We start from the raw sequence: 25,894 nt of genomic DNA, 5'->3' as shown, positions 1-25,894 counted from the left end.
AATGAAAACAGTTTAGCACCGACGCTCCATTAATGGAACCTTTTTGGGCCGTTTTTATTAAAAATTAATATGTTATAATGTATTCACTTTGTACAGTGAGGGGTTTTTTTAGGTGCGAATCGGTTATGCAAGAGCCATTGAAGAAGATTTAGACTGCCACAAGCAGCAGGCCCTTTTTGAAGAGTTCGGCTGTGAGGCGATCCATATAGAATCACATAGTTCCCCCAAACAGCGGATAGCGCTCGACACAATGATGGCAGCCGTGAAACCCGGTGACCACATTGTTGTCATGAAACTTCATGTGTTGGCGGATTCGACAAGGCATTTAGTCGATTTGGTGGAAGTGTTGGAAGACAAGGCTGCCTTTCTTTATGCCGTTGAAGAACAGATCGACACTACGAAAGGAACTTCGTTTTCTTTTTTGGAGATCACAAAAGCGATTGCCGACTTCCAAAGCGACTCCATCAGCGCCAAAACCAAAGCCGGCTTAACGGAAGCCAAACAAAAAGGCATGCACGCCGGGCGTCCGCGCAAACCCGATGCCAATGTCAAAAAAGCAATCGAGATGTATAAAAACAAATCACATAGCTTAGCGGAAATCAAAGAACAGACCGGCATTAGCAAGTCTACTTTGTATCGTTATTTGGAGAATTAAAAAAGAGCGCCAGTGCGCTCTTTTTTTATTGTTCTGTTTTCAGTTCTTCTTTTATGGGTGGTTTTGCTAGAATGGATGCGACGATTGCCATGGCCGGGATAATGAGGAGAAAGCTTAAGGCTTCGTCGTAGCCGCCGAGAAAATCGTAAAACAAGCCAAAAGGCAAGGGGCCTAGAGCCGAACCGATGACCATAACTGCCATGGCGATGCCACTGATACTGCCGATATACTGCCGGCCGTAGTAATTGGGCCAGACAATGCTTAAGGTAACCCGCTCAATTCCAGACACGACTCCCCATACAACGCCAAACAGGATCGCTAACGACAGAACGGTCGCTTGCTGGAGCAGCAAGATGAACAGGATCTCCCCAGCAAATAACGCGACCAGCATCCAGCGCACTTCGATTTTATCTAGCAAATAGCCGGCCAAGAATGTGATAGGAAAACCGACGACCGCCATCAAGCTGAGCACGGTCGCTGCCGCTTCGGGTGTCAATGATTGTTGCGAGAAAATCGACACCAAATGGAACGTGATGCCTGTGTTCACCAGGGCTGGTGTTGCGACGCAAAACAGCAGCAACCAGAAAGCGCGTGTTTTTTGCGCTTCTTTCACGGTCCAACTGATATCGGCTGACAAGCTTTTTTCTGCCGTTTCTCCTTCAGGAATCACTTCCCCGTCTGGACGCAAGCCGATGTCTTCCGGCTTGTTGCGGATCAGCAAAAGCGCGAGTGGCGTGAAAATGACCACTACAAACGCACCAAGCAACATCCACGCCATGCGCCAACCAACCGTTTCAATCAACCACACATTGAGCAGCGGAAAAACCGCAGAACCGACCATCGCTCCAAGTGCAGCCAAGCTGAGTGCACGCCCTCTTTTGACGATAAACCATTGAGGGACCAATGACTTTGGCGTAAGTGACATGGAGCCTTGTCCGAGCAAACGGATGAAAAAGAAACCAACAAACAGCATGAAGGTGTTGGCGATCAAGCCATTAAACAAACAAGCAAGCCCCAGCAAGCCAGAAATGATCACCGCCATCTTGCGCGCTCCCTGACTATCGAACAGCCTGCCGACCATGAAGATCAGGAAACCAGCGAGCAAGGTAGCCGCAGAATAAATTCCCGACACCGTCGAACGGCTCCATCCGAACTCCTCGATATAATAATCAATGAAAATAGCATTGGAAAATGTTTGGCCAGGTCCCGAAAAGAAATACGACAACGCCGAAATCGCGACGATGACCCAGCCATAATAAAATGGCGTATGTATTGGCGCATTATGTTTCACTTTGTTCTCCTCCCTGCCTGCTACAGCAAAAAGGGCTCCACCCGGGAGCCCTTTTCCTTATTTGACGATTAATACCGGGCAGTTCGCGCGCTTGACCACTTTGTGGCTAACGCTGCCAAGCACCATTTCCTGCAGAGAATTCAAGCCCCGGCTGCCAATTACGAGCATGTCGAACGCTTCTTCGTTAGCGAATTCGACAATCGCCGGGCCCGGCGTCCCGTGTAGGATTTCGACGCGGTATTTGATTTTCTCCGATGCGATCGCTTCTTCGACCGGCTGCAATTTCTTGCGGCGCTGGAAATCGAGCTCCGCGGAACTGCCGCTGTGAAGCACTTCGTTTTTTGCGTTGTCGTGATCTGCTACAAAAACGATGGTGACCTGTGAATCTTCAGATCCTTTTGCAATTTTCACGGCTTCTTTAGCTGCGCGGACTGAATGGTCAGAACCGTCCACAGCAAGTAGAATTTTCTTGTACATTTTTCAACACTCCCTTTAACGAGTCGGTCATTTACACTTTTAACATTCGTCAATTAGCCGATCGGTTTCTTACTTTCAGCATTCGAACCGATGACGTTATCTTTATCTTCCACGCTACAACCAAATTTGTCCAGAATTTCCTTGTCAGAAGAGGCGATTGATTGTTTTCTACACACAAAAGCGCCCGGTTTTCGTTCGATACGATGAAAGCCGGGCGCCCAGATAAGCTGAACACTTATTCGCTTTTCGTTCTCTGCTTCGACCGTTTCAAAGGTGTTTCTTTGTCCCGCACATTCGTAAGCCATGCCCGGTCTTGGTCCATCATTTTTTTCGCTGAATAAATCATCAGGAAGGTGATAAAAATGATTGGCAAGCCCATCAAACCAGAAACGACTTCTAGTGGTGCCAAGCCGCCGATTCTCATGAGCACCAGCGAAATGACGGTGATGATGCCAGCCACTAGGATACGCAAAATTTTCGGCGGTTCGTTTTTACTCATATCGAGCGTACTCGTATAAGCCGCAATCGTGTAAGTCGTCGAATCGAGCGTCGTCGTCAGGAAAATCAGCGCGACGATGATAAAGACGACAATTGCGAGTCCGCCAAGCGGCAAGGTAGCCAGAATTTCAGGAATAACTGCCATCCGGTTTTCCTTCACCATATCCAAAATCGGTAATTCTCCCGTTAAGTAACGGTGAACACCAAGCCCGCCGAGAACGCCTGTCGCGATCCAAGACAATAGAGTCGGTGCCAATAGGTAGGTCATGATCATCTCACGAATGGTACGGCCTCTCGAGATACGGGCCGCAAAGACCGAATGCAGCATCGCCCATGTAGCGCTATAAGCAAACCAGAACACCGTATTGCTTTGCACATGCGACGCCGCGCCTTGGTAGACCGAGTCCGTATTGAGTGAAAAACTCAAGTAATTGGTGAACAGCGAAGCAACGCTGTCCGAGAAGTAATTCAAGATAAAGACGCCTGGCCCTGCCAATAAAATAAAGACGGTAAAGGCGCCTGCTAAATAGATATTAAAGGTACTGAGCCGCTTGATGCCTTTTTCCACACCCAGATAGGCACTGACGGAAAACAGCGCTACCCACACAATCGTGACAATGAGCGTCAACACGAACGTTACGTCAATGTTTAGCAAAGCGGACAGGTTGTATGTGATGATCGGCGCACCTAGGCCGAGCGTGACCGCTGCCCCGGTCATGATGCTGAGCAAGAACAAGATATCGAGCAAGCGTCCTGCCCAGCCATCCGTTAATTTATCACCGAACACCGGACGTGCCGCTTCAGACATGCGCATCATCGGTTTTTTCTTGACGTGCAATGTATAAGCCATCGCCGGCGCGATCATGACGAAAATCGCGAATACTTGAAAGCCCCACAAGAACATGCTGTAGGCGTTGCCCATCAGGATCGATTCCGGCGAACCTGCGTCCATGCCGGCCGGCGGGTTGTTCGCAACCGATGTCCATTGCAGCATACCGGTGCGCATAATTGTCGAACCGAGTCCCATGGCGATTAAAATGGAAGCATACTCAAATAAAGTCAAGCGCGGTTTTTCTGCCGGGTCGCCGAGCACGATATCACCGTATTTGGAATACGAAAAATACAACGCAGCCCCAACTAATATAATGCCGTACCAGAGATAGCCCCAGCTGAATACGTCAACAATTGTCGTAAAAATCCCATTCAGCAATTCCAGTGAACGGCTTTCATAAAGCGCAAGTGGAACGCTGATTGCGATGATAATGATCAAAGCCGGAAGAAAAATCCGGTAATCGATCAAGCCTTTCTTTTTCATCGAATCCCCCTCAATTAGTTAATCCCTTTCTTGCCTTCCCTCTAGATTCCTTGTTATAACCACAAAAAAAGAAAAAACTACAAAGAGATGTAGTTTTTTCAGGGGAAAAGCCCAGGAAATATTGTCATTTCCAACACGCCCACGAGTATAACGAAGTTGATTTTCAGGAGCAAGTAAAGCGATGCTCGCTCTTAGTCCTGTCCGTGCGCCCATGAAATGCGCGGATCGATTTGACGCGACATCCTGACCATGACCGGTTGGAAACCCATCCGCGGCCAGAAATAAGACGCCATTTGGTTTGGCGTATGCCAGTCGGCAAAAATATAATCATAGCCTTCTTTCTTTAATTCCCCAAAGCAATAGTTTGCCAGTGCACGGCCAATGCCGCGACCACGCATATCCGGATTGGTCGAAGCGGCAGGCAATTCTACGCAATTTTCGGGTGTTACTAAGCTAAAAGAATCTTCTTTTCGAAAATACACATGGAAGCCGGCCGCTTGCTCACCTTGGGCAACGAGCCAAAGATAGGCTTCTTCGTCTTCTGTCAATGCCATATAACTTTCTTGGACATTTTCCATCGTTTCTCTCGTAATCGGATGCCAGGACGGAGCAGCGGCTTGGTGAATGCTGTTCCATACTGCCATCTTTTTCAACAGCGGCGCATCTGCTTGCGTGCCACGGCGAAATTCAAGATCCGGCAACGTCCCGTTTTTGGGTTCGTAATCATCCAGTGACAGGATGGCGTATTTCTGCTCGAAGGCGAATCCTTGATCAATCCATTGCTCGAATACCATTTCGTCTCCGAGTGACGCCATCAGCACATGATGGAAATAGCCATGCTTGATCCACTCTGTTCCGGCATCTGCATACAATAAGCGCAATAGGCGCGGATGTTCATGCTCACTGATAGCCATCGATTCATAATCCATCCATACGTAACGGCCGCGATGCGCTTCTTCTTTAAACTCATAAATCAGGTACCCGATGACGTCGATGCCGCGCACAGCAACCACGCCGCTGACATAAGGACGCTCGAGCTGTTTACGAATAACCACTTCCGCCTCGTCAATTTCCTCAAATTTATCCGGCAGGTACGGGAAAATCTTCCGCTCCCTCGCTTGGCGTTTTGACAGCAATGCAGACATTTGGCGGATATGCTTTTCTTCAACACTGATGATCTGGATCACATTTCATCACTCCCCTGTTTGAAGTTTCACCTCAAGCATCGCGTACTGGCCGTTGTGCACAATGGTTCCAAGCTCCACTGGCAACGGCTCGACAAAAATCGGGCCATCCACCAATGTCGTATGGAATTCCCCTTCTTCTCCGCAGGCATCAATGCCGAGTGCTTCCAATTCTTCGATCAGTTCCCGGGTGAAGACGCGTCCGAGAAACTCCTCTCCGACACGCGCGGTATCAACTACCGTAATCACAGCTTTAAACTCTTCTTCGATCAGCTCTTCCAATAATGACCGGCGGGCTTCTTGCCAGAGCGGATGCAAAACTTCAAGTCCTGCCTTGTCACTGACTTTTTCTACCCAATCGAGATGGTCCTGCAAGTCAATATCGCCGTAGACACCCAGTTCGATGCCTTGTTCTTTAAAATTCTGCAAATGGTGGATAAATTCCTCTTCGTATCCTGACCAATCGGCTTTACCGATCACTAATGGCAAGCCCATTCGTTCCGCTTGTGCTTCTAAAATCTGCTGTTTCAGTCCGTGGGATTTCGACCGTTCCCCGTCTTCTTCAAACATCGTGAACAATGCGATTGGCACATGCCCTTGCTGCACCGCCCGGTAATAGGCCAAAGCGGAGTCCTTGCCGCCGCTCCATGATGTGATAAATGGTTTTTGCATACTGCACCTCTTCTGTAATTTCTTTTATCTTGCTATTAATAGTCTTGATGAAAGAGTAGAAGGCGGCGACTCCTGCGGGAATAGCATGAGTCTTGAGACCCCACAGGGAGCATAGCGACCGAGGAGGCTCAAGCCATGCCCGCGGAAAGCGTCCGCCTGGAGCGATTTCATCACTCTCGTTCCCTCTACTTCTATTTCCTACCGCCAAACTCCTTGTCGCATAAAAAAACAGCCGGGGATTTCCCGGCTGTTTGCATTATTTTCCTACCATATTCTCCGGGCGTACCCATTCGTCGAATTGCTCCGACGTCAAATGGCCGCTCTTCACTGCTGATTCTTTTAATGTGGTGCCTTCGTTATGAGCTTGCTTGGCAATGGCTGCCGCTTTCTCGTAGCCGATATGCGGGTTGAGAGAGGTCACGAGCATCAACGAGTTTTTCACGTGATTTTCGATGACGTCCAAATTCACTTCGATGCCGATCGCACAATTGTCGTTGAAGGAAATGAGTGAATCTGTCAGCAAGCGAACCGATTGCAAGAAGTTATAGGCAATGACCGGTTTGAAGACATTGAGTTCAAAATTCCCTTGGCTTGCCGCAAAGCCGATCGCCGCGTCATTACCCATGACTTGTGCTGATACCATCGTCAAGGCTTCACTTTGCGTCGGGTTGACTTTCCCTGGCATGATCGAGCTGCCTGGCTCATTCGCTGGAATCGTGATCTCGCCGATGCCGCTGCGTGGGCCGCTTGCAAGCCAACGGACGTCATTCGCGATCTTCATCGCATCCGCAGCAAGTGCTTTCACTGCTCCGTGCACGTAGACCATTTCATCGTGGCTAGTCAATGCATGGAATTTGTTTTCCGCTGAAGTAAATTCCGTGCCGACCGCTTGTGCGATGAATTCCGCCACATAGCCGCCGAATTTCGGGTCTGCGTTGATGCCTGTGCCGACGGCTGTTCCGCCGATTGCCAGTTCACGCATATGCTCAACGCTTTCTTTGATCATGCGTTCGCTTTTCACCAACATGTGACGCCAGCCGCTGATTTCCTGGCCTAATGTGAGCGGTGTAGCATCCTGTAAATGCGTACGGCCGATTTTGATGACTTCGTCGAATTTCTTCGCTTTTTCATCCAGTGTCGTTTTCAACTTCTGGACCGCTGGGATCAATTGCTCCGTAACTGCTAAAACGCCAGCAACGTGCATTGCCGTCGGGTACGTATCGTTCGAGCTTTGGGACATATTGACGTCATCGTTCGGGTGAAGTTTTTCATCCGATCCCTGCTCCGCCAAAATTTCGTTTCCGCGACGCGCCAATACTTCGTTCATGTTCATATTGGACTGTGTGCCGCTCCCGGTTTGCCAGACGACGAGTGGGAAATGATCGTTCCATTTGCCCGCAATGACTTCGTTGGCAGCCGTTTCGATCGCTCGCATCTTCGCGTCGGACATCTTGCCGAGCTTATGGTTCGCTTTAGCTGTCGCTTTTTTCAATTGAGCAAATGCCATGACCACTTCATGGGGCATACGTTCTGTTCCGATGGCAAAGTTTTGGACGCTGCGCTGTGTTTGCGCGCCCCACATTTTGTCAGCTTCAACTTGAATTTCACCGATCGTGTCTTTTTCTGTACGATACTGCATTCCATTCACTCCAATTCTTATTCTTGATCTAGCTTCTCTTCTATTAAACACATTCCACGCGAAAAAAGCGACCCTCGCCGCTAAAATTCCCCAGTTTTGCTCGAGAAGAACGCTTCGATTATCGCTTCATCAGAATGCGGGATATACTCCCCTTTAATGATTTGGGCTCCGTTGATGCAGCCACTTGAAAGCAAGACGATATCTTGTGGTCCGCTTTCTTCCAATGCTTTTTCCACTGCCTGCTTGCGCGTAGGCGCTCTCAGCACTTTTTGCAGATACGGGACGCTAAAGCCTTTGATCACTTCAGAGACCACATCTTCCGGATCGTTAAAGCCTGGATGGTCGACCGTTACGACCAGAACGTCCGCTTTTCCTTCAGACGCTTTTGCCATTTTTGGCATCTTTGCGAAATCTCGAATACCGATGCCGGCAATGAGAGCGATCAATCGCCGGTGGGGCAATTTACGGGCTTCGGTCAAGACCGCATCGATTGCCACTGGAGTATGGGCATAATCAAGGATAATTGTTCGTTCCTCAGGGCCTCTGATGACTTGAAAGCGCCCTTCCACTTGTGGCATGTTCGGCAAGACGGCAATGATTTGGTCGATCGAATGCCCTGCATGCAAGGCCGTTCCGATTGCTGCCGTCAAATTCGCGGCATTGTAATCGCCATATAATGGCGCTTCGACTATTCGGCTGTCGCCTTTATAATTCAGCTCAAAACGCATGCCTTCCGCAGAGGCGCTGTAATTCCCCCATACGAGGTCTGCACCGCTAGCCGGATTGTGGCTATAGCTCAGCACCGGATAATCCGCCATCGCCAAAATACCTTCACTAAGGCCCGGATCATCGAGATTAACGACTGCCGCTTTCGCACGTTCGAATAATTTCAACTTCGACTCTCGGTAATGCTCAAAAGTTTTATGGTATTCGAGATGCTCTTCAGATAAATTGGTATGAATCGCCACATCGAACGTAATACCTTCCACGCGTTGCTGATCGAGCGCAGTCGAAGACACTTCCATGGCGACCGCCTCTGTGTCCGCCTCCACTAGCATCGAGAAAATCTGGTGGATGTCCGAGGCGATTGGCGTTGTTGGCGTACTCTTTTCAAACGGCACTTTGCCTTGAGCCGTTTCGACACCTGTCGTGCCGATAAACCCACAAGGCGTGCCCAGCAAGTTGAACAAATTGCGGGCATACGTAGCCGTAGTAGTCTTGCCGTTCGTTCCCGTTACGCCGATTTTAAACAAATCGTTCTGCGGCGAGCTGAAAAAGAAATCCGCCGTATGTGCAAGTGCATTCCGCACATCCGCCACCAGCACAAAACTGATCATTGGATGGTGCTTAGCTTGCTGGGCCAAGATTTCTTCATTGGAGCCGATGATTGCCTGCGCACCATTTTCGATCGCAGGCTCTATGTATAGATGTCCGTCTGTATTCTCTCCAATAACGCAGAAAAATGCAGAACCATTCCGTGCCGAAGAAGAGTTGTAGACAATCGCCTGAATGTCCGCTGACTCTGGCCCGAATGATTTTAATATGTGTACCCCGGGAATTCGTGCAAATTGCAACTTCATATCGTAACTCCTCTTGAAGATAAATTTATGTGAATTTCTGATAATTTTACAGGAAAGCGCCGGTGTCTTCCACAATTCGAGCCGCTTTTTTAAAAAAATTATCGATCAACTAAGAGGTTTGGCAAATTGCAGCGCGTGAAAGCCCTTGACCATCTGGAAGCCGATTCCAACATATCCTTCATTTAGTAATTCTCTCTGTTTTTTCAGATCGTCAATCGTTACCGCGATTGAATTGCCGTATGTTGCATTGGGCTGATCGAGATCTTTTACCAAAATATAGCGTTCCAATCCATCGTATTTTTGTTTCAAAGCCGCAATGTACATTTTCTGAGTGAACTTGTCCTTCAAACTTGGAATATTCATCGGCGCGACCGTACAGGCCACGTAGCGGTATTTCTTCTCCAACTTATGCAATTCTTTCATGACCACTTCGGCCAACTTCTGCTGAAGCCGATTTCCACGATACTCAGGAACCACTGCTGAAATCTCTTGGTAGATCATGTTACCAAGATCATCTTCTTCGAGCCCGATGTCACGGCCCAGGTGTTCCGCATCGATTTCTGGAACGAGCAAGGCACGAAAAGCTACCAGCTCCGATTCCACATATGCGCCAACAAGTAGCCCATTGTGATTCAAGATAAACAAAAATTCTTCGGTCGACAATGGCTGCAATGTATTTTTCTCTGACAGCGAGTCGGTGACCAATTGCTGAACCCGTTCGATTTCAGCCAAATCTTCCAGGTACAGGCGCTTCATATACATGGGCACCTGCTTGTGCAAACGCACATTGGTCAGTGTCCCTTCATATAGATGGTCTTTCAAAGCCCATTCCCCCTCATCTCTTTCGTACTATCAGAATATCATGTTCGATATCCGTCGTCTTTAAACTTTTTCAATTGACTGTAAAATTAAAACTATTTACTAGCTAAGGTTATAAAAGAGTCGACTTCTTTTTGGCCGCGAAGAACATACACTTGTTTTTCAGGAAATGCGGTACTGAATTCTTCTATTAAATGCCGCTGGGATTTTTGCCGGCTGTGATAAGTCGTCACGATGAACTTCAAAAATTCACGATCGATTTTTTCAGGACACCCTGGTGCCATATCCGGCCGTGCCTGTTTGCGGTATTGAATGCGCCTTTTGAATACACGCCACAAACAATGCCACAATGGGAGTTGCAATTGGATCAGTGTATCGCAAGAAGTCAAACGGATATGGGCCGTGCTGTTATAATTTCCTTCGATGATCCACTGGCTACCACCAGTTAGTTCCTGCTGCTTCCGTTGAAATTCTTTTTCTTCTGCCTCGATCCATCCCGGCTTCCAGAAATATGCATCCAAATGATGCACAGGTAAATCCGTCGCTTCCCCTAAACGTCTAGCAAACCTTGATTTGCCAACTCCTGCTGACACCCCGATCACCATAATTCGCTGCATCGCGTCCGCCCCCATTCCCTCTTCATTTAACTATAACGAATGGCGAGAAAAAGAACCAACCGAACTTAACCCTTGCATTCTGGAGAGTACCATGCTATTCTAAGGAAGAATTATTTTTGTTCGATGGCTTTTCATTAAGTATCAGATTTTATCTGAAGGATTTGAGCAAGGATAGTAATACAATGTATGCATTAGCATACGAGGAGGAAACACACATGGAACAAGGTAAAGTAAAATGGTTTAACTCAGAAAAAGGATTCGGCTTCATCGAGCGCGAAGGCGGAGACGACGTATTCGTACACTTCTCAGCTATCCAAAGCGAAGGATTCAAAACTCTTGACGAAGGTCAAGAAGTTACTTTTGACATCGAGCAAGGCCAACGCGGTCTTCAAGCTACTAACGTATCAAAAGCTTAATTAACCCTTAACCTTTCAATGGACTCTTCTTCGGAAGAGTCCATTTTTTATTGTCTAAAAATAATTGCATGCTACGGAGCGAGTTCTGTAAATCGAGCTAGCTAGGACTTGCTTGCGAAAATGATTTGCTTATTGGTGTGATTGTTGCCTTAGCCTTCGCCGCCGTGCTTTGGGTTGGCCTTTTGCCATAAGCCAGGAAGAACATCTGTCTTATGGCATCGGCTCACCCCTTTACGCTCGGCGGCTTTGAGATTTCATTGGATGATGCCAGTTTAACTAGCTCTGCTTTCTTAGGTAGTTGCCGGCTAGTGGGGAAATCGCTTCTTGAGGCGAAGCAAAAGTTACCGTGATTTCTCGACAACCTAAAAAAAGCTACCATTGGGCAGCTTTTTTTAATTCAGGATAAAATATAATTGGAAGACCAGGAAAATGATCGCGACCAACAGGAGCGTTCCGACCACTACGCTCATGGCCAGTTTTTTTCCGTCCATCGACTCACCCTCTCAGTTTTTTCTCGCGTTCAATGACTTTCACTATATCATACGCGCCCTCTGCGGCATTTGACAATACCGTAACGATAGATTTGTGCTTAGGATAATAACCCGAATGGATATTAACACCGGGATCATATCCCATGACGTGATACTTCACGATTTCCTCTTCTTGCTGATCAATCCACACACCATAACCATAAGCCGTTTCACCTTGTTGTGCCTGAACCGTCAGCAGTAAGGTTTTCATTTCTCCGGACAACAAAGTGCCGTCCATTAACCGGTTCCAGAACTTCGCCATATCTCCCGTTGTAACGAATGCACCCCCGTCCGCACCCCCGCGAATAGGAATGGAATATTGGTTCGTACGCCACGAATCTCCTTCATCGATATAGCCATATGCTGTATTTTTCGGCAAGCGGTCGAGGCGGAAATAGCCCGATTCCGACATGCCCGCTTTCGCCAGTACTTCCCGCTCGACATAATCGGCGAACTCTTCGCCAGTCACTTGCTCGATGACCAATCCTAGCGCAATATAGCCGGCATTGTTGTAGCGAAAACGCGCACCGGGTTCTTCTACAGGCGGCAATTCTCGGAACAATGGCACAAAGTCAGCTGGCGTCTGCATTCGGTACATCGGAATGTCTTGCCATAATTGTTCGAAATCATCCTGTGCTTCTTCATCAAAGTAATCGGGAAGCCCGGATGTATGGCACAATAGCTGGTGAACTGTGGCATGAAAATTCGGAAAGGTTTTCGGCAATAGCGCTGATAAACTGGCCGATAGTTCGAGTTTGCCCTGTTCCACTAATTGCAAGACGGCCACGGCGGTAAAAATTTTACTGCCGGATGCCATCGCAAAGCGGCTGTCAACAGCAATCGGCCGCTCGTCCACACGGTTGGCGAATCCTTTGGCAAGGGACCAATTTTCATCACCGGCCATCTGGGCAGTTCCTGAAAATGCGCTGGATTCCATTAAGTCAGACACTGGGTTGTCGGCTTGCTTTTGAACCATATGCCCTTCTTCATCGATCTCAACCACCCGTCCATCTATCAGCTCAATCGCCAGTGGATGCGTTTCGCTTTTTCGCTTAGAAAAGTACCATACCCGTTTCGGCGGTACCAACACAAAAAAATGAGGGTCTTTGCCTAGGAAATTCAAGGTTTCTGGCTCAATCCCTTTATTGCCGCGAACAGGAATTTCCATCGCCTCCAACCTTTCACCAACTTCTTTGACGTAAGAAGTGGTAATGCCAACTTCGCTAATGTCGAGTAGCGAATCGATCGTGAAATCGTCCATGATGTCGACATGGCGTCGACCGATAAATTCGACGACATTCCCAGCAGGATCTTCGAAATAAAAGGCGTCGGAATTGAAATTCGCATAATAAATCTCGTCCATCCCTTCCTGGCGATTTAACTCGACTCGAGCACGCGCCCAAAACTTCGCCAAGCTAAACTGGTTGCCGGGAATATTGATTGCGTAATGATAGAATGACGCTCGCTCTGAAGCACGGAACTCCAAAACCGATGAACCAATCGACAGCGCAAAGCTTTCTTCGTTTTCTTCCACGATCCGGAACCCGAGCTGGTATTCGTAAAATCCCTTCATTTCATCCAAACGATTTGTGTATAGTATGACTTTCTTGAACATGTCCTCACCTCTCTTCTCAGCATACCGAAAATGGTCAGAATTTTCCTCTTTTTCGCTGCATCGCGGGCTAGATTTGGCTCATCGCAAACAAAAAAGCGAATGCATTTGCATTCGCTCGTTCACAACCGATAATCGAGACGAACCATGTCTCGGCATTCAAGACCGTTTTCAAAAATCGGCTCTTCGTAATGGCGGGTGAAAAAATCACGATCAATCGTTTTCATACGGAATCCGCATTTTTGATACAGTGCCAATTGCGCCAAACTGGAATTCCCAGTGCCGATCTCGACAGCCGTAAATCCGAGTTTTCTCGCTTCCTCAAGCGCCACTAGCACCAGGCGTTTGCCAAGGCCTTTACCACGCTCCGGCTCAGCAAGGACGATGTTTTTGATTTCAGCAGTGGCCGAATCGAGCGCAATCAAGACAAACACGCCGATGACAGTTCCCTGCTTTTCGACGACAAAGCAATAGCCGTCCGCACAATAACGGCGGACTAGTTGCTCAGACGGATCCGCTTCTAGCAACAGGTCAAGCGGCAATTCCTCACGCGCTTCCAGTCGTCGGATGTTCATTATTTTCGCTCGCTAAATCCTTGGTCGAGGAGGTAATCTTCTGCATCGTCAAATGTGCCGAAGCTTTCTTCCAAGTTTTTACCCGTGTAAATATTCCAGAAAGGCTCTTCGTACACCAAATCGAGTTTTTCGCCTTCTCTATTGGTCCAGCGTTTGTCATACGGCGGTTCCGGTTCTTGTCCTAGATAATCGATCGAGTCGGCTATGATGCTGCGCAACTGGCTTTCTGTGAAATCACGAATATTGACCAATCCGCGGCTATCCGCTTCGTAATGCGGCAAATCCCCGACGAAGACAAAACCGTTGCCGTTCGGCTGAAGATGATAGACGACGTTTTTCTTATCATATAGGCTTTCTTCAAATTGAAAGTTAACGCGTTTCATCGACACTTCTTTTCGTGTCAGTTCCGGAAACGCTTCGATCACTTCTAGTTTTTGTTCAAATGTCAGCACTGGACATCCCCATTTCTTCTTTGGATTTCTGCTTTCAGTATAACACGCATAGGCAGGCTTCGCCGTTTGCGAAATAATAGAAAAAGGGCCGCACATAAGAAATGAGTGATGTCCATTTCGACGGACGCGCTCTAGCTCATAGGATGTGGGTCATGTAGCCGGCACATAATGTCGTTGCTCAACTTCCGCTATGCTCAAGCATCGCAAATAAACGAACTCAATTCCACTTCGTTCATTTATTCGCCGTCTCCATTCCCATCCCATGTTCTGAATTTAAGAGAGTGGACGAACTCGAACATACAAATAAAATATCCGAAGAAAAAGGACTTCTTTTTCTTCGGATATTTCAAGATAATTATAAAGCAGCCCTTCAAACTTATTTTTTCTTTTTCAATCCGAATGGCCACCAAGCGCCGCCCGCAAATGAAACGGTAATGGCCGGTACAAGCAGGGGCAAGACAATTAAGCCGTAAAGCAGCAAGCCCGTGATGACGATTGTTGCTATCTGCATCAGGCTCAATACGCCCGATGGAAGCATAGCGCCGAACGTTCCGGCGAGCAAAATGGCGGCCGTGATGATGACCGTCCCCATTTTCGCCATCGACCGGTGCATTGCTTTCGAGAAGTCTTCAGCCGTCAAGGCCTCTTCCCGGTAGCGGTCGAGCAGGAAGATCGAGTAATCGATGCCGAGTGAGACGAGCATGACAAAGCCGAAGAATGGAACGGCCCATGTGATGCCGTCATAGCCAAGCCATCCGACGAAAATCAACTCAGTGATCGCAATCGAACTATAGTAAGTCAATAACAGCGAGCCAATCATAAATAGCGGCATGATAAACGAACGCAGCAGTACCGCCAAGACCACAAACAGGCTGGCAAGCATAATGCTGACCGTCCGCGTAAAGTCACTCTCTGAGATATCCTTCAAATCGCTATTGATGCTTGGCACCCCACCGTAAGCGATATCTACGTCTTCAAGAGGCGTACCATTGATGCTTCTCTCGGCTGCTTCTTTCAAATTCGCGACAATGTCGATCGCTTCCGGTGAATACGGATCTTCTTCGAGCACGACTTCCATTAACATGCCTTCACCGTCTGCAAACGCAAACTGCTCGAGCAGCGGTTCGAACTCTTCTTGTTCTAACGTGCCTTCAGGCAGATAGATGCCTGTGCCACGCACCGCTTCGCTGTCGCTGATGCCCGTGAGCGTGTCGGCAATTTCCGTCAGGCCTTCAGTGATTTCCGAAAGGCCATCCGCTGAAGCGCCCACACCTTGAGCAAGCTCACCGAGACCACTTGCCAATTCATCATACTGGCCGGCAGCGCCGTTCAGTCCTTGTTCGATTTCTGATAACCCAGCATTCACTTGCGCGAGTGCCCCAACGGTTTGCTCGATATTGCCACTTTGCTGGAGCCCGCCTGAGATTTGTTCTAGCTGGCCATTCACTTGCGAAAGGCCTGCAGCTGCTTCGCGAAGACCTTCGCCACCTGCTTGTTCGCTGATTGCTTCTAGATTGGTTTCGATGTCACCAAGGCCCGACTGGACTTCGCCGATACCGGTGTTCGCTTCCACAAGCCCTTCTGCGATGAGACCCAGCTGATGGTCGACGAAAAATTCATCGATGACTGAACCAGTAGGGCGCGTGATGGCGCGGACCATGTCGACGCCTTCTACTTTTTCCATATCTTGCGCCAAAGCATCGAGATACGGAAGGGTTTCTTCTGCCGTCAAGCTTTCTTCGCCTTTGATGACGACTTGTACCGGCATCGTATTGCCTGCTCCGAATGCGTCTTCAATGGCGTTGAGGCCTTTTACTGATTCGTAATCCGAACTGATTTCATCCACTGTATTGAACGACAGGTCGTTATTATAGGAGAACAGCAAAGGAATTGTGATCACTGCCACCAACAGCATCGACCAAAGTGGACGGTTGACGGACAATTTGCCGATCCAAATCCACAATTTGCTATCTTTATGGGAAGCCGAACCCTTGCTTGGCCAAAACAATTTGTCTTTCAGTACCGCCATAAAGAATGGCATGACGGTAAACAACACGACCAGTAATATCGCGATGCCGACTGCGACGGCGACGGCCGATTTGAAAATCGGGAATTCCGCAAAGCCGATCGCCGCAAATGCGATAAAGCCAGAGAATCCGCTAATGAATAAGGTTTTCCCTGCTGTCCGGTACGTGTTCAAAATCGCTTCTTGCACTTCTTTGCCTTCTGTCAGCTCTTCTTTGTATCGGCTGAGCAGCAAGATGCAATAATCGGTCCCGAGGCCGAACAGAATCGCTACTAAGAAAATCTGTGTATAATTCGACACCGGAAAGCCGAACCAATCGATGAAAAATGCCACGAGCGACTGGCTCAATAAATAGCTGAGTCCTACAGCTACAAGCGGAATGATTGGCGTGATGAAAGAGCGGAATACCGCCAACAGCAATCCGAAAATCAAAATCACCGTGATGATCTCCGTTTTCTTTAGGCCTTCCTGGGCACTGGTGTTGACGTCTTGGTTGATGATTGCCTCACCCGTCAAGTAGACCGTTAAATCTTCTGGCACGATCGTTTCCCGAATGTCATCGGCGAGTGCTGCCGCTTCTTCGTCCGTCCCTTCGATCGAAACCGGCAGCAAGACCGTCTGGCGATCTTCCGCGACCAATTGGGCTTCCAGTTCTTCATTTTCAAACGGATCCAATACCGTGGACACTGGATCGCCGAGCGCTTCGATTTCCGCCCTCATATCCGCGATCTGCTGCTCGCTTGTTTCATCGAGCGCTGAATCCAGTTCGATCACTAAGGAAATGGTCTGCCCTGAGACATCAGCCGATTCCAGGATCGTTGCCGCCCGTTGGGAATCCGCTTGTTCGGACAATTGGAACGAGCCCGCTTCTTCCGCTTGTTCCGTTAAGTTCGGCGCCGCTAAAAACAAAGCCGCCGTCAATACAATCAGCCCGATCATGATCGGCCATTTCAATTTCAATATCGTCTGCATCAATTACACTCCATCCGTTTTCATGATTGCGCTAAGTTTCCTGAAAATCTTCAGGAATTGTTCAATCTCTTGATCGTCCACGTGTTCGGACATCAAGTTTTCTACATATTCTGCGAGTATCTTATCCGACTCTTCTAATACCGCCCTTCCGGCAGCAGTCAATTCCAGCAACTTTTCCCGCCGGTCTGCGGTCTGAACCACTTGGATCAACTCTTTTTGCAATAGTTTTTTCGTGCGGTTCGAGACGGCGCTTTTATGGACGCCTTGCAGCACCGCTAGTCTGGCTGATGTGATTTGGCCTTCTTTGCCGATCAATTTCAGCGACTGCATCTGCTCCGGGGAAAACTCTTCCCATAACGGATTGTCCACCGAACGGATGACCCGCTCCGTCCCGTAAAATAAGACTTCCTGAAACAATTCAACTGCTTCTTTAATGCGCATATCCATAAATAGTTTACCCCCTCAACTACTGATAGTTTAGGGGGTAAACTATTGACAGTCAAGTAATTGCCCATATTAAAACCCCGCAGCCTCGACTGCAGGGTTTCTCTTATACTTCTCTTGTGGCGGTCGAACGGATTTCTTGCCGCCTTGCATAAATATTTTTGATAATTGTTTTCACGACCGCGTAGAACGGAATCGCCAAGATGATTCCCCAAATGCCCGCGATGTTCCCGGCTGCGAGAATCAGGGTAATGACGGTCAACGGGTGGACATCGAGTGCGTTGCCCATGACGTTCGGCGTGATGAAATTGCTTTCAATCTGTTGGGCGACCAGCATGATGATGGCGACATACACTGCCATGATCGGATCCTGCACCAAGGCGATCAGTATCGCCGGAATGACGGCAATGTATGGCCCGAGGAATGGGATAACATTTGTCGCCATTCCGATCAACGCCAATAATAAAGCATAGTCGAGACCAATGATTAAATAGCCAATCAACAGCATCAGTCCAACTAAAAAGCTGACAAACAACTGCCCTTGGATATACGAACGCAAGGTGTGGTCAATGTCTTTCAATGTCTTGATCACCCAAAGCTTGCGCTGACCGCTGAAGAAGCCAGAAATGAACGGCACGAATTTGCGGTGGTCGATCAATAGGTAAATCAAGAAGAATGGTACAAGTACGAGCGTGATGACGCCTGAGATAAAGCTTGTAAGGAACGACACGATCCAGCCGCCAATATCACCGATGCGGTCACCGATTTGGCCGCTCATATCATTGATTTGCTCTTCCAAAGAATCCGGCAAGCGGTCGCGTTGAGCTAGCAAATACTGCGCGTATTCTTCTACGTCATTGATAATTCCTGGAGCATTGTCGACAAGTGAGTTGACTTGTTTTGTCACCTCCGGCCCAACCATTGCAAATAATAGATAAAAGGCCAGAACAATCAAAAGAATGATAGTTAAGATGGCAGCCCATTTCGGGAATTTGCGGTTCTCCAAAAAATACAGCAGCGGACGCGTCAAATAGAACAAGACACCCCCGAGAAGTAAAGGCACGAAAATCGTTCCGGCAATAATGAACAGCGGGTCGAAAATCCCCTGAACTTCGATAAACAGGCGAATAATGACTAGCGTCAGGATAATGCCGACGCCTGCCTGGAACCATAATTTATTTGTCACCTATTACACTTCCTTTCTTTCATGAGTATACCCAGTTTATCACGTTTATATGGTATTATATGTTTTTGTGCAGCGTGAACTTTTTTAAGCACTGCACGTCTTATGACTGTAGATGTGACAATGAATAGAATTTGGAGGAATACATACAGATGGAACAATTATGGCTTACCATTAAATTTTTGCTGCTCGGGCTATTTCAAGGACTCACCGAACCCATCCCGATTTCATCAAGCGGTCATTTGCTGATTGCTCAGTATTTTCTCGATGTGGAAATCGAAGGCAGCAACTCGACTTTTGCGTTGCTCGTCAACAGCGCTTCCTTGCTCGCCGTCTTGATCATTTACCGCGAGGACATTAAACGCTTGGTCATCAACGGCTTGAAGTTTTTCAAAGAAAAAACGCCGGAAACGCGGCGTGATTTTATGTTTGTCGTTTATTTGGTTGTCGCAACCATTCCGGCGGGCATCATCGGTGTGTTATTTCAGGATACGATTGATTCGTACTTGTCGACGATCGTCACGGTCGGCGTCACCTTGGTTATCACCGGTCTCGCCCTTTGGCTGATCCGCAATATGCGCGGCCAACGGAAAGACGGCAATATGACGATGAAAGATGCCTTGATCATCGGTAGCGCACAAGCTGTTGCGTTGATCCCTGGCATTAGCCGCAGCGGCGCTACAATCGTTGCTGCTATGGCCCGTGGCATCAACCAAGAAACTGCGCTGCGCTTTTCATTTCTTTTGTTCATCCCGGTCAGTTTTGGCGGAGCAGTGCTAAGCATCACGGATATTGTCAACGACGATAATTTGTCGACGATGGCCATCCCTTACATTATGGCCTTTGTCGGCTCGCTCGTTGCTTCGTACTTCTCGCTGAAATGGTTCATGAACATCATGGCGAAAGGCCAGCTGAAGTATTTTGCGATCTACTGCTTTATCGTCGGCCCGCTCGTCGTGCTTGCCTGGTTCTTATTGAACTAATCAAAAATCCTTCTATTGCGCAAAGCAATAGAGGGATTTTCCAGGCTGTCGAGAAAGTGATAAAGTCGTATTTTCCGAAGCTTATCGCTCGCTTTCCGTGGGGCGGGAATCGAGCCTCCTCGGCTTGCTCCACTTTCGCTATGCTCAAGCGTCGCAAATGAATGAACTCAGTCAAGCTTCGCTCATTCATTCCCTGCGGGGTCTCTCAAACCCGCTAGGTCCCACAGGAAAGATAAGGTCGACCTACGGGAGACATTATCTTTGCGAAAGTAATGCGCAGCATTATTGAGCAGAAGGTTTTACGAGCGAACACTTCTCCAAATACTTGGAGAGATCATTGAATGTTAGATATAGAAAAAGGTTCTCTCATTCATAGTTGAGAGCGAAATGTGGACTTCTTCAACACTCTGAAAAATCCCTCTACTGCGCAAAGCAATAGAGGGATTTTTTTATCGATTGAAAAAGTTTGCCGTAAAATATGGCTGTTTGTCTGAGTTGAATGCGACACCAACACCGAGGTAACCAAAATCCGGCTTAACGATGTTTTCCCGGTGGCCCATGGAATTCATGAGTCCTTCGTGGGCAAAGATAGCGCTATACTGCCCGTAGGCTAAGTTTTCACCGGCGATAAAGAACGTAATGCCATCTTCTTTCATGCGGTCAAAAGGAGATTGGCCAGCCGGATTCGTATGGCTGAAATAACGCTCCTCCGCCATTTCCTGGCTGTGATCGCGAGCTGTTTCCATCGTTTCGCTATCCCATTTCAATAAGGGCAAGCCGCGTTGAATTCTCGCAGAATTGGTTAATTCAAACAGTAAAAACTCATAGCCTTCCTTCACTTCCGGGGAAGGCTCTGCGTAGATTTCGCCGCGCTGTTCTTCCAACTCTTTGTCGATGACCTGGACAGCCGTGACCGTGTCTCCTTCGTGAATATCATAGAAAACGGTTGTATAAGAATCCGCTGTTTCAAATAAATCATATTCATCACGCGAATCGAGAATATACTGCACACGCCCTTTTTGCAGACTGGTCAAAGGTGTCCCGAACAAGTCGCGCACTTGTGCTTTGGTCGAATCCATTGAAAAGCCTTCAGTAGACGAAATGAGATCCTGGTTGGTGAACATGCCATTGACTTCTCCATTGTCATCGTAAGACAACAATACGTAGTTCTGATAATCCTGATGATAGCTATGCCAAACAGTCCCGTATTCATTTTCCATCAATCGCAGCGGCAAGCCGAGCTTTTGCTGGGCTTGTTCCTTGCTCATCCCAAGCGTGACATTGTGCACCGCCACCATAGAATCCGTATCAGAAAGCTCTGGCTTCGCGACCGCTTCGGGCAGGGTGGCCGAAGATTCCGTCACCATGGTCTGCAGCTGATGGCTGATGCGCGTCGTGAAATATTTGGCTTCATCGAGCGCTTTGGAAACATCTGCATCAGCTGTTACATTTCCGATCATTTCATCCACCGAGTCCAAAAAGCTCAGGTCGACATATTTTTCGGCAGGCCCTTCCCATACCGGGCGGGTGAAAAATAACAATAGCAGGAGCAACAGGAGGCCAAACAATTTCCGCACATGCATCACCTCTTTCTCTTCATTTTAGTTTAATCGCAAACGTGAATTCCGCAAAGCAAAAAGCCTTTTTTACTTTTTTCCTTAAATAAATACTAAAAGCGGACAGGAAAAGAAGTTCTTTTCGCTGTCCGCTTTGTCATTTCTTCGATTATGCTTCTACATTTTGTTCGCTAGTAATGTCGGTTTTCTTTGGCGAACTGAACCATAAGGTAAACACGAGGCCCACTACGAACGTGATCAGGCTGGTCACCAAAGTCGTCGGGTCGGCCGCAAACCCAGGGAATACAACGAACAGCGATCCAAGGATCAAGCCGATAATCGCGGCATATGTCACATACGTAAAATGCTCCAGCAAATAGCTGATTACTTTACTTGAGACGACAAATCCAACCATGACACCTGCCCCGATTGTCAAAACAATCGGCAAGTTCAGTGTCGACAAGGCGTTGATGGCGGTCGAATACACCCCGATCAACAACAAGATAAACGATCCACTGATGCCCGGCAATAACATCGCCATGCTCGCGAGCCAACCCGAGAAAAACAGCAGGAAGAACGTCGGCAAGCTCAACTCCGTAATCGGTGCGATGTTTTCATCCGTCTGGATAAACGCCATAGAAGCGAGCGCTGCCCCAATTACCAGCAAAATGACCAAATGGCGCGCCGTAAAATTCTTCTTCACTTCCGCTTGCTTCATGATATACGGCAAGACCCCGAGTATTAGCCCCATGAAGAAAAATTGCGTCGCTTCGTAATGATTTTCCAATAAAAATTCGATAAAGCGGCTAAACAATAACAGCGTAATGACAATTCCGATGCCAAGTGGCACGAGAAAGCCTAGCTGTTTTTTCCACTCCCGGCTGAAAAATCCGCTAATCGACTCAAGCAAACGGTCGTAAATGCCTAAGATAAAGGCAATCGTTCCTCCGCTGACACCCGGGATTAAATCACTGATGCCCATTAAAATACCACGGTATATATTTTTCCATTCCATTCGTTCAATCTCCTCATTTCAAAATCACTTTCATCAGTATAGCACGCAGAAACAGGAAACTCGAGCCGCATCACCGGATGAAGGCACGGGCTTGTTCCATTATGGAAGAGACGATTTCCGCTGCGCTTTCTTCCTGCGCAAGCCCCCTTGTCGCCTGTCCTGCCCATAATGACATAAATTCCGGATTGCCTGCTGTTGCTGACGCTCCCCGGATTTCTTTCGTAACTGTATTGTGGGACGGAAATGGCAGTGGTTTGGTTCCCGATGATTCGAATAGTTCGATGAATCGGTTGCGGATGCCACGCGCCGGGCGCCCCGAAAAACTTTTCGTTACGACGGTGCTCTCCTCGTCGCTGTCAAAGATCGCTTGTTTGTAAGCTTTGTGTGCACCCGACTCTTTCGCTGCGACAAAACGCGTCCCGATTTGAACAGCTTGCGCGCCGAGTGCGAGCGACGCCACCAGCCCCCGCCCGTCCACGATTCCGCCAGCTGCGATTACCGGCACCTCTACGGCATCTGCGATTTGCGGAAGCAGCGCCATTAAGCCGACCTGCGCCCCCATCGGATGGCGATCAAACGAAAAGCTGCCGCGGTGGCCTCCCGCTTCACTGCCTTGAGCCACGATGGCATCAGCTCCCGCCTCCTCGGCTGACAAGGCTTCGCCGACAGTCGTTGCCATCGTAATGACTTTGATACCCTGCGCTTTGGCCGACTCCATATGACCAGGCGCCAAGGAACCGAACGCCGTGCTGATGATCGGAACGTTCATTTCAAGGCAAATGCGAAACAGTTCCTCCTCGTAATCAGGAGAGCGATATTTAACAGATGGCTGATCAATGGCAAGCTCCTGATAGATTGGCTGCAACGCTTGTGTCACTTCATCAAGGCGCGAAAAGTCATCTCGCGGGACGGTTGCAAATAAATTAACGGCAAAAGGCTTATCCGTTTTTTGGCGTATGTCCTCAATGTCTTGCCTCAGCTTGTCGGGAGTCAGATAAGCTGCGCCGAGCGTTCCCAAACCACCCGCTGCGGAAACTTCTGCGACCAATTCGGCAGTGGTCGGGCCGCCTGCCATTCCTGCTTGGATAATCGGGTAGTCGATTCCGAGCAATCCACAAATATCAGTTTTCAATGAAATCATCTTCTCCCTCCTCTTGATGTTCTTACTTATCAGTATCCCAGTCTTTCATATTTCTTCAACTGGGAACCTTTTGGGACGGTTCGCGTTCTTAATATCAGCATCTATGAGAAGGCGGGATTCGATCATGAAAGGCTTCCTTTCGTTACTTGGCGTCACCTTGATTGCCGTATTGTGCGGAACAATCCTGTTGGGTATTTATAATGAACCTTTTGAAGACTGGCAAAACCAGGAGCGACTCCAGGCTTATACAGAAACAAGAGATCATCTAGTGCCCAAACAAACAAGTACTGTCCAGCAAGCTATTGCGTCTGGGCGCTCTACACAAAACTTATTATATGCGGATGCATCCGCTTCGTGCCCAGCACCCTAATGCAAAAATCCCCGAGACACAAGTCCCGGGGATTTTCTTATGCAGTTAAAATGCGGATACGGTTGCCGGATGGGTCAGCCGTTTTCAATACTTCGCCATCCATTTGAACCTCAGCGCCGTAAGTTTCCAGACGTTCGCGCATAGCTTGTTGCGCTAGCTCATCTGCGACACGGATAACATAATGCGCGAGCCCGGCCGTTTGATCCGGCAAAGCAGGAATGCCTATGCCGTTCCAAATATTCAAGCCAATATGGTGATGGTAATCACCGTCCGAGACAAATAATGCTTGATTGCCGAGGTTCGCGACTGCACCGAAGCCGATCGCGCCGGTATAAAAGTCGTGCGCAGCTTGCAGGTCTGAGACATGAAGATGGATATGCCCCAGCACCGTACCCGCCGGCATGCCGCTCCACTTCTCGTCATTTGAAGCTTGTACAACTTCCTGTACATCGAGTGGATCAACCGTCATATGCACTTGGTCTCCGCGCCATTGCCATTCATCGGGTTCGCGGTCGCGGTAGATTTCGATGCCATTGCCTTCAGGATCCGACAGATACAAAGCTTCGCTCACTTGATGATCCGAAGAACCGACTGGAATTTTCTGCTCATGGAGATGCAGCAATATTTTGCCGAGTTCTTTTCGGTTAGGCAGTAGCACCGCAAAATGATACAGTCCCGCAAAACGCCTTGCTTTTGCCTTGAACTCCGGTGCATATTGGAGAGTCAAGATTGCTTCCCCGTTTACGCCGAGAATGGTTTCACGGCCTGTTTCTTCAATCGTTTCGAATCCTAATACCTCTGCGTAAAAACGGCTCATTCCCGGTAAATCTAATACTTTCAAGGTTAAGCTCTCTACATAACTTACAGGCTTTTGATGAAAATTCATGATAACCCCTCCAACCACTTACTATTTGTAACTGATTATATTTTAATAACCAAGTTACGTCAAGTCAACTGTTTTTTCATTCCCATGCAGATATGCTATTATGAAGAAAAAGGAGCGGTGAACATGAAAAGCTCGGAAATTTGCCCACGGTTTGAAGCAGCTATCTCCTTATTAGGACAACGCTGGACAGGGTTAATCATCCACCAATTGATGGATGATCCCAAGCGCTTCGGCCAATTAACTGAAGAAATCGGAATCAGTGGCCGCCTCCTTTCTGAACGGCTGAAAAACCTAGAAGGAGACGGGTTGGTCGAACGTACCGTCTATCCCGAGACTCCCGTCCGGATCGAATATTCCCTGACTGAAAAAGGCGCCTCGCTGCAGCCGGTCATGAAGGAAATCGAGCGCTGGTCCCAAAATTGGATAGAACCTGCAGAGACGGCGGAAAGCACTTCGTGAACCATTGCGAAGAAAGGCTTGCGCCATCTTTTTTGCCACATTTTATAGACAGAATATTCTAATATCTGTTAATCTAAAAGCACAAACGGCAGAGGAGGAGCTTGCATATGTCGATCTATTCCAATATGACCTACGAGAACGATACACGGAAAATTGACAAGGCATTGAAGAAGTATGAAGAAAAAAAGAATGCCGCATTGGTACTGCTCGCAGAAATCGATATGCTCAATAAAATGGAAGACGTGGAAGATACCATCCTGTGGAAACAGCAGTCGATGAAAGAAAAACTCATCGCAGCCGAACGGCAACGGCGGGACGTGGAGGAGATGTTAATCAATTATATCGGCAAATACGATGACCGCGACTTGCATCGCTACACCGAACTGCTAGAAGAATTGAAAAAAGATAAACCTAAATGAGAAAAAATCTATTATCCTCTATTAATGAAAAGAGCGTGAGACTATTCCACAATGAAAAATCAACGAACTCTCTAAGTATTTGTAGAAGCGTTCGCTCGTAAAACCTTC

At 48.1% G+C, this 25,894-nt stretch carries 25 protein-coding genes; 6 read left to right on the top strand and 19 right to left on the bottom strand.

What is annotated here, in order from left to right; genetic code table 11:
- Positions 1 to 112: 112 nt before the first annotated feature.
- Complete coding sequence (locus BBI11_RS02155; protein ID WP_068460191.1) at positions 113 to 655, top strand: recombinase family protein; 543 nt, start codon at positions 113 to 115, stop codon at positions 653 to 655.
- Positions 656 to 680: 25 nt separating this feature from the next.
- Here the strand turns inward: BBI11_RS02155 and BBI11_RS02150 are convergent, their stop codons facing one another.
- The 9 genes from BBI11_RS02150 to BBI11_RS02110 form a co-directional block, all read right to left on the bottom strand.
- Positions 681 to 1,946, bottom strand: a complete 1,266-nt coding sequence (locus BBI11_RS02150) for an MFS transporter (protein WP_068460189.1) — start codon at positions 1,944 to 1,946, stop codon at positions 681 to 683.
- 57 nt (positions 1,947 to 2,003) lie between these two features.
- Complete coding sequence (locus tag BBI11_RS02145; RefSeq protein ID WP_068460186.1) at positions 2,004 to 2,423, bottom strand: universal stress protein; 420 nt, start codon at positions 2,421 to 2,423, stop codon at positions 2,004 to 2,006.
- 235 nt (positions 2,424 to 2,658) lie between these two features.
- Positions 2,659 to 4,236 carry a BCCT family transporter gene (locus tag BBI11_RS02140; RefSeq protein WP_068460184.1) on the bottom strand — a complete coding sequence of 526 codons (1,578 nt, stop codon included), beginning with the start codon at positions 4,234 to 4,236 and terminating at the stop codon, positions 2,659 to 2,661.
- 191 nt (positions 4,237 to 4,427) lie between these two features.
- The gene (locus tag BBI11_RS02135) at positions 4,428 to 5,423 is read right to left on the bottom strand and encodes a GNAT family N-acetyltransferase (protein WP_068460182.1); all 996 of its coding nucleotides are present in this window, start codon (positions 5,421 to 5,423) and stop codon (positions 4,428 to 4,430) included.
- 6 nt (positions 5,424 to 5,429) lie between these two features.
- On the bottom strand, positions 5,430 to 6,092 hold the full coding sequence (locus tag BBI11_RS02130; RefSeq protein ID WP_068460180.1) for a Dph6-related ATP pyrophosphatase: 663 nt from the start codon (positions 6,090 to 6,092) through the stop codon (positions 5,430 to 5,432).
- 256 nt (positions 6,093 to 6,348) lie between these two features.
- On the bottom strand, positions 6,349 to 7,731 hold the full coding sequence (fumC, locus tag BBI11_RS02125) for a class II fumarate hydratase (RefSeq protein WP_068460178.1): 1,383 nt from the start codon (positions 7,729 to 7,731) through the stop codon (positions 6,349 to 6,351).
- 80 nt (positions 7,732 to 7,811) lie between these two features.
- Positions 7,812 to 9,311, bottom strand: a complete 1,500-nt coding sequence (locus BBI11_RS02120) for a UDP-N-acetylmuramoyl-L-alanyl-D-glutamate--2,6-diaminopimelate ligase (protein WP_068460176.1) — start codon at positions 9,309 to 9,311, stop codon at positions 7,812 to 7,814.
- A gap of 105 nt (positions 9,312 to 9,416) precedes the next feature.
- Positions 9,417 to 10,133 (bottom strand): hypothetical protein, encoded by a 717-nt coding sequence (locus BBI11_RS02115; RefSeq protein WP_416383641.1) that lies wholly within the window; start codon positions 10,131 to 10,133, stop codon positions 9,417 to 9,419.
- Positions 10,134 to 10,225: 92 nt separating this feature from the next.
- Entirely contained in the window at positions 10,226 to 10,747 is a 522-nt protein-coding gene (locus tag BBI11_RS02110) for a P-loop NTPase family protein (protein ID WP_068460173.1), read from the bottom strand.
- A gap of 215 nt (positions 10,748 to 10,962) precedes the next feature.
- On the opposite strand from BBI11_RS02110, the gene BBI11_RS02105 reads away from it, so the two are divergent.
- Entirely contained in the window at positions 10,963 to 11,163 is a 201-nt protein-coding gene (locus tag BBI11_RS02105) for a cold-shock protein (protein ID WP_058381906.1), read from the top strand.
- A 495-nt stretch (positions 11,164 to 11,658) separates the two neighbouring features.
- Here BBI11_RS02105 and BBI11_RS16285 read toward each other — a convergent pair whose 3' ends face one another.
- From BBI11_RS16285 to BBI11_RS02075, 6 genes are all read right to left on the bottom strand, one after another.
- Positions 11,659 to 13,308: a serine hydrolase gene (locus BBI11_RS16285; protein WP_156889023.1), complete on the bottom strand. Its 1,650-nt coding sequence runs from the start codon at positions 13,306 to 13,308 to the stop codon at positions 11,659 to 11,661.
- Positions 13,309 to 13,427: 119 nt separating this feature from the next.
- Entirely contained in the window at positions 13,428 to 13,880 is a 453-nt protein-coding gene (locus tag BBI11_RS02095; RefSeq protein ID WP_068460171.1) for a GNAT family N-acetyltransferase, read from the bottom strand.
- A complete protein-coding gene (locus BBI11_RS02090; RefSeq protein WP_068460169.1) occupies positions 13,880 to 14,332 on the bottom strand; it encodes a hypothetical protein in 453 nt (150 codons plus the stop codon). The genes BBI11_RS02095 and BBI11_RS02090 overlap by 1 nt, the downstream gene beginning before the upstream one ends.
- A gap of 376 nt (positions 14,333 to 14,708) precedes the next feature.
- Entirely contained in the window at positions 14,709 to 17,330 is a 2,622-nt protein-coding gene (locus BBI11_RS02085) for an MMPL family transporter (protein WP_068460167.1), read from the bottom strand.
- Positions 17,331 to 17,333: 3 nt separating this feature from the next.
- Positions 17,334 to 17,777 carry a MarR family winged helix-turn-helix transcriptional regulator gene (locus BBI11_RS02080; RefSeq protein WP_068460165.1) on the bottom strand — a complete coding sequence of 148 codons (444 nt, stop codon included), beginning with the start codon at positions 17,775 to 17,777 and terminating at the stop codon, positions 17,334 to 17,336.
- A gap of 103 nt (positions 17,778 to 17,880) precedes the next feature.
- Positions 17,881 to 18,960, bottom strand: coding sequence for an AI-2E family transporter (locus tag BBI11_RS02075; RefSeq protein WP_068460164.1), 1,080 nt, complete (start codon positions 18,958 to 18,960; stop codon positions 17,881 to 17,883).
- A gap of 149 nt (positions 18,961 to 19,109) precedes the next feature.
- Between BBI11_RS02075 and BBI11_RS02070 the strand changes: the two genes are divergently transcribed.
- Positions 19,110 to 19,940 carry an undecaprenyl-diphosphate phosphatase gene (locus BBI11_RS02070; RefSeq protein ID WP_068460162.1) on the top strand — a complete coding sequence of 277 codons (831 nt, stop codon included), beginning with the start codon at positions 19,110 to 19,112 and terminating at the stop codon, positions 19,938 to 19,940.
- Between the two features lie 449 nt (positions 19,941 to 20,389).
- On the opposite strand, the gene BBI11_RS02065 is transcribed toward BBI11_RS02070, so the two are convergent.
- From BBI11_RS02065 to BBI11_RS02055, 3 genes are all read right to left on the bottom strand, one after another.
- Positions 20,390 to 21,523 (bottom strand): CAP domain-containing protein, encoded by a 1,134-nt coding sequence (locus BBI11_RS02065; protein ID WP_237150310.1) that lies wholly within the window; start codon positions 21,521 to 21,523, stop codon positions 20,390 to 20,392.
- 142 nt (positions 21,524 to 21,665) lie between these two features.
- Positions 21,666 to 22,511: a DUF368 domain-containing protein gene (locus BBI11_RS02060; RefSeq protein WP_068460161.1), complete on the bottom strand. Its 846-nt coding sequence runs from the start codon at positions 22,509 to 22,511 to the stop codon at positions 21,666 to 21,668.
- 70 nt (positions 22,512 to 22,581) lie between these two features.
- Complete coding sequence (locus BBI11_RS02055; protein WP_068460158.1) at positions 22,582 to 23,652, bottom strand: NAD(P)H-dependent flavin oxidoreductase; 1,071 nt, start codon at positions 23,650 to 23,652, stop codon at positions 22,582 to 22,584.
- Between the two features lie 124 nt (positions 23,653 to 23,776).
- Between BBI11_RS02055 and BBI11_RS02050 the strand changes: the two genes are divergently transcribed.
- Complete coding sequence (locus tag BBI11_RS02050) at positions 23,777 to 24,022, top strand: hypothetical protein (protein WP_068460157.1); 246 nt, start codon at positions 23,777 to 23,779, stop codon at positions 24,020 to 24,022.
- A 37-nt stretch (positions 24,023 to 24,059) separates the two neighbouring features.
- On the opposite strand, the gene BBI11_RS02045 is transcribed toward BBI11_RS02050, so the two are convergent.
- Positions 24,060 to 24,908: a VOC family protein gene (locus BBI11_RS02045; protein WP_068460155.1), complete on the bottom strand. Its 849-nt coding sequence runs from the start codon at positions 24,906 to 24,908 to the stop codon at positions 24,060 to 24,062.
- 123 nt (positions 24,909 to 25,031) lie between these two features.
- Between BBI11_RS02045 and BBI11_RS02040 the strand changes: the two genes are divergently transcribed.
- Positions 25,032 to 25,367 (top strand): winged helix-turn-helix transcriptional regulator, encoded by a 336-nt coding sequence (locus BBI11_RS02040; protein ID WP_068460153.1) that lies wholly within the window; start codon positions 25,032 to 25,034, stop codon positions 25,365 to 25,367.
- A 107-nt stretch (positions 25,368 to 25,474) separates the two neighbouring features.
- Positions 25,475 to 25,786: a hypothetical protein gene (locus BBI11_RS02035; RefSeq protein WP_068460150.1), complete on the top strand. Its 312-nt coding sequence runs from the start codon at positions 25,475 to 25,477 to the stop codon at positions 25,784 to 25,786.
- The last annotated feature ends 108 nt before the right edge of the window (positions 25,787 to 25,894 follow it).

Origin of the sequence: Planococcus maritimus (assembly GCF_001687625.2) — a bacterium.
GTDB classification, from domain to species: domain Bacteria; phylum Bacillota; class Bacilli; order Bacillales_A; family Planococcaceae; genus Planococcus; species Planococcus maritimus.
Note: the sequence above shows the minus strand (reverse complement) of the source record. Positions and strands in the feature narration are given on the sequence as shown.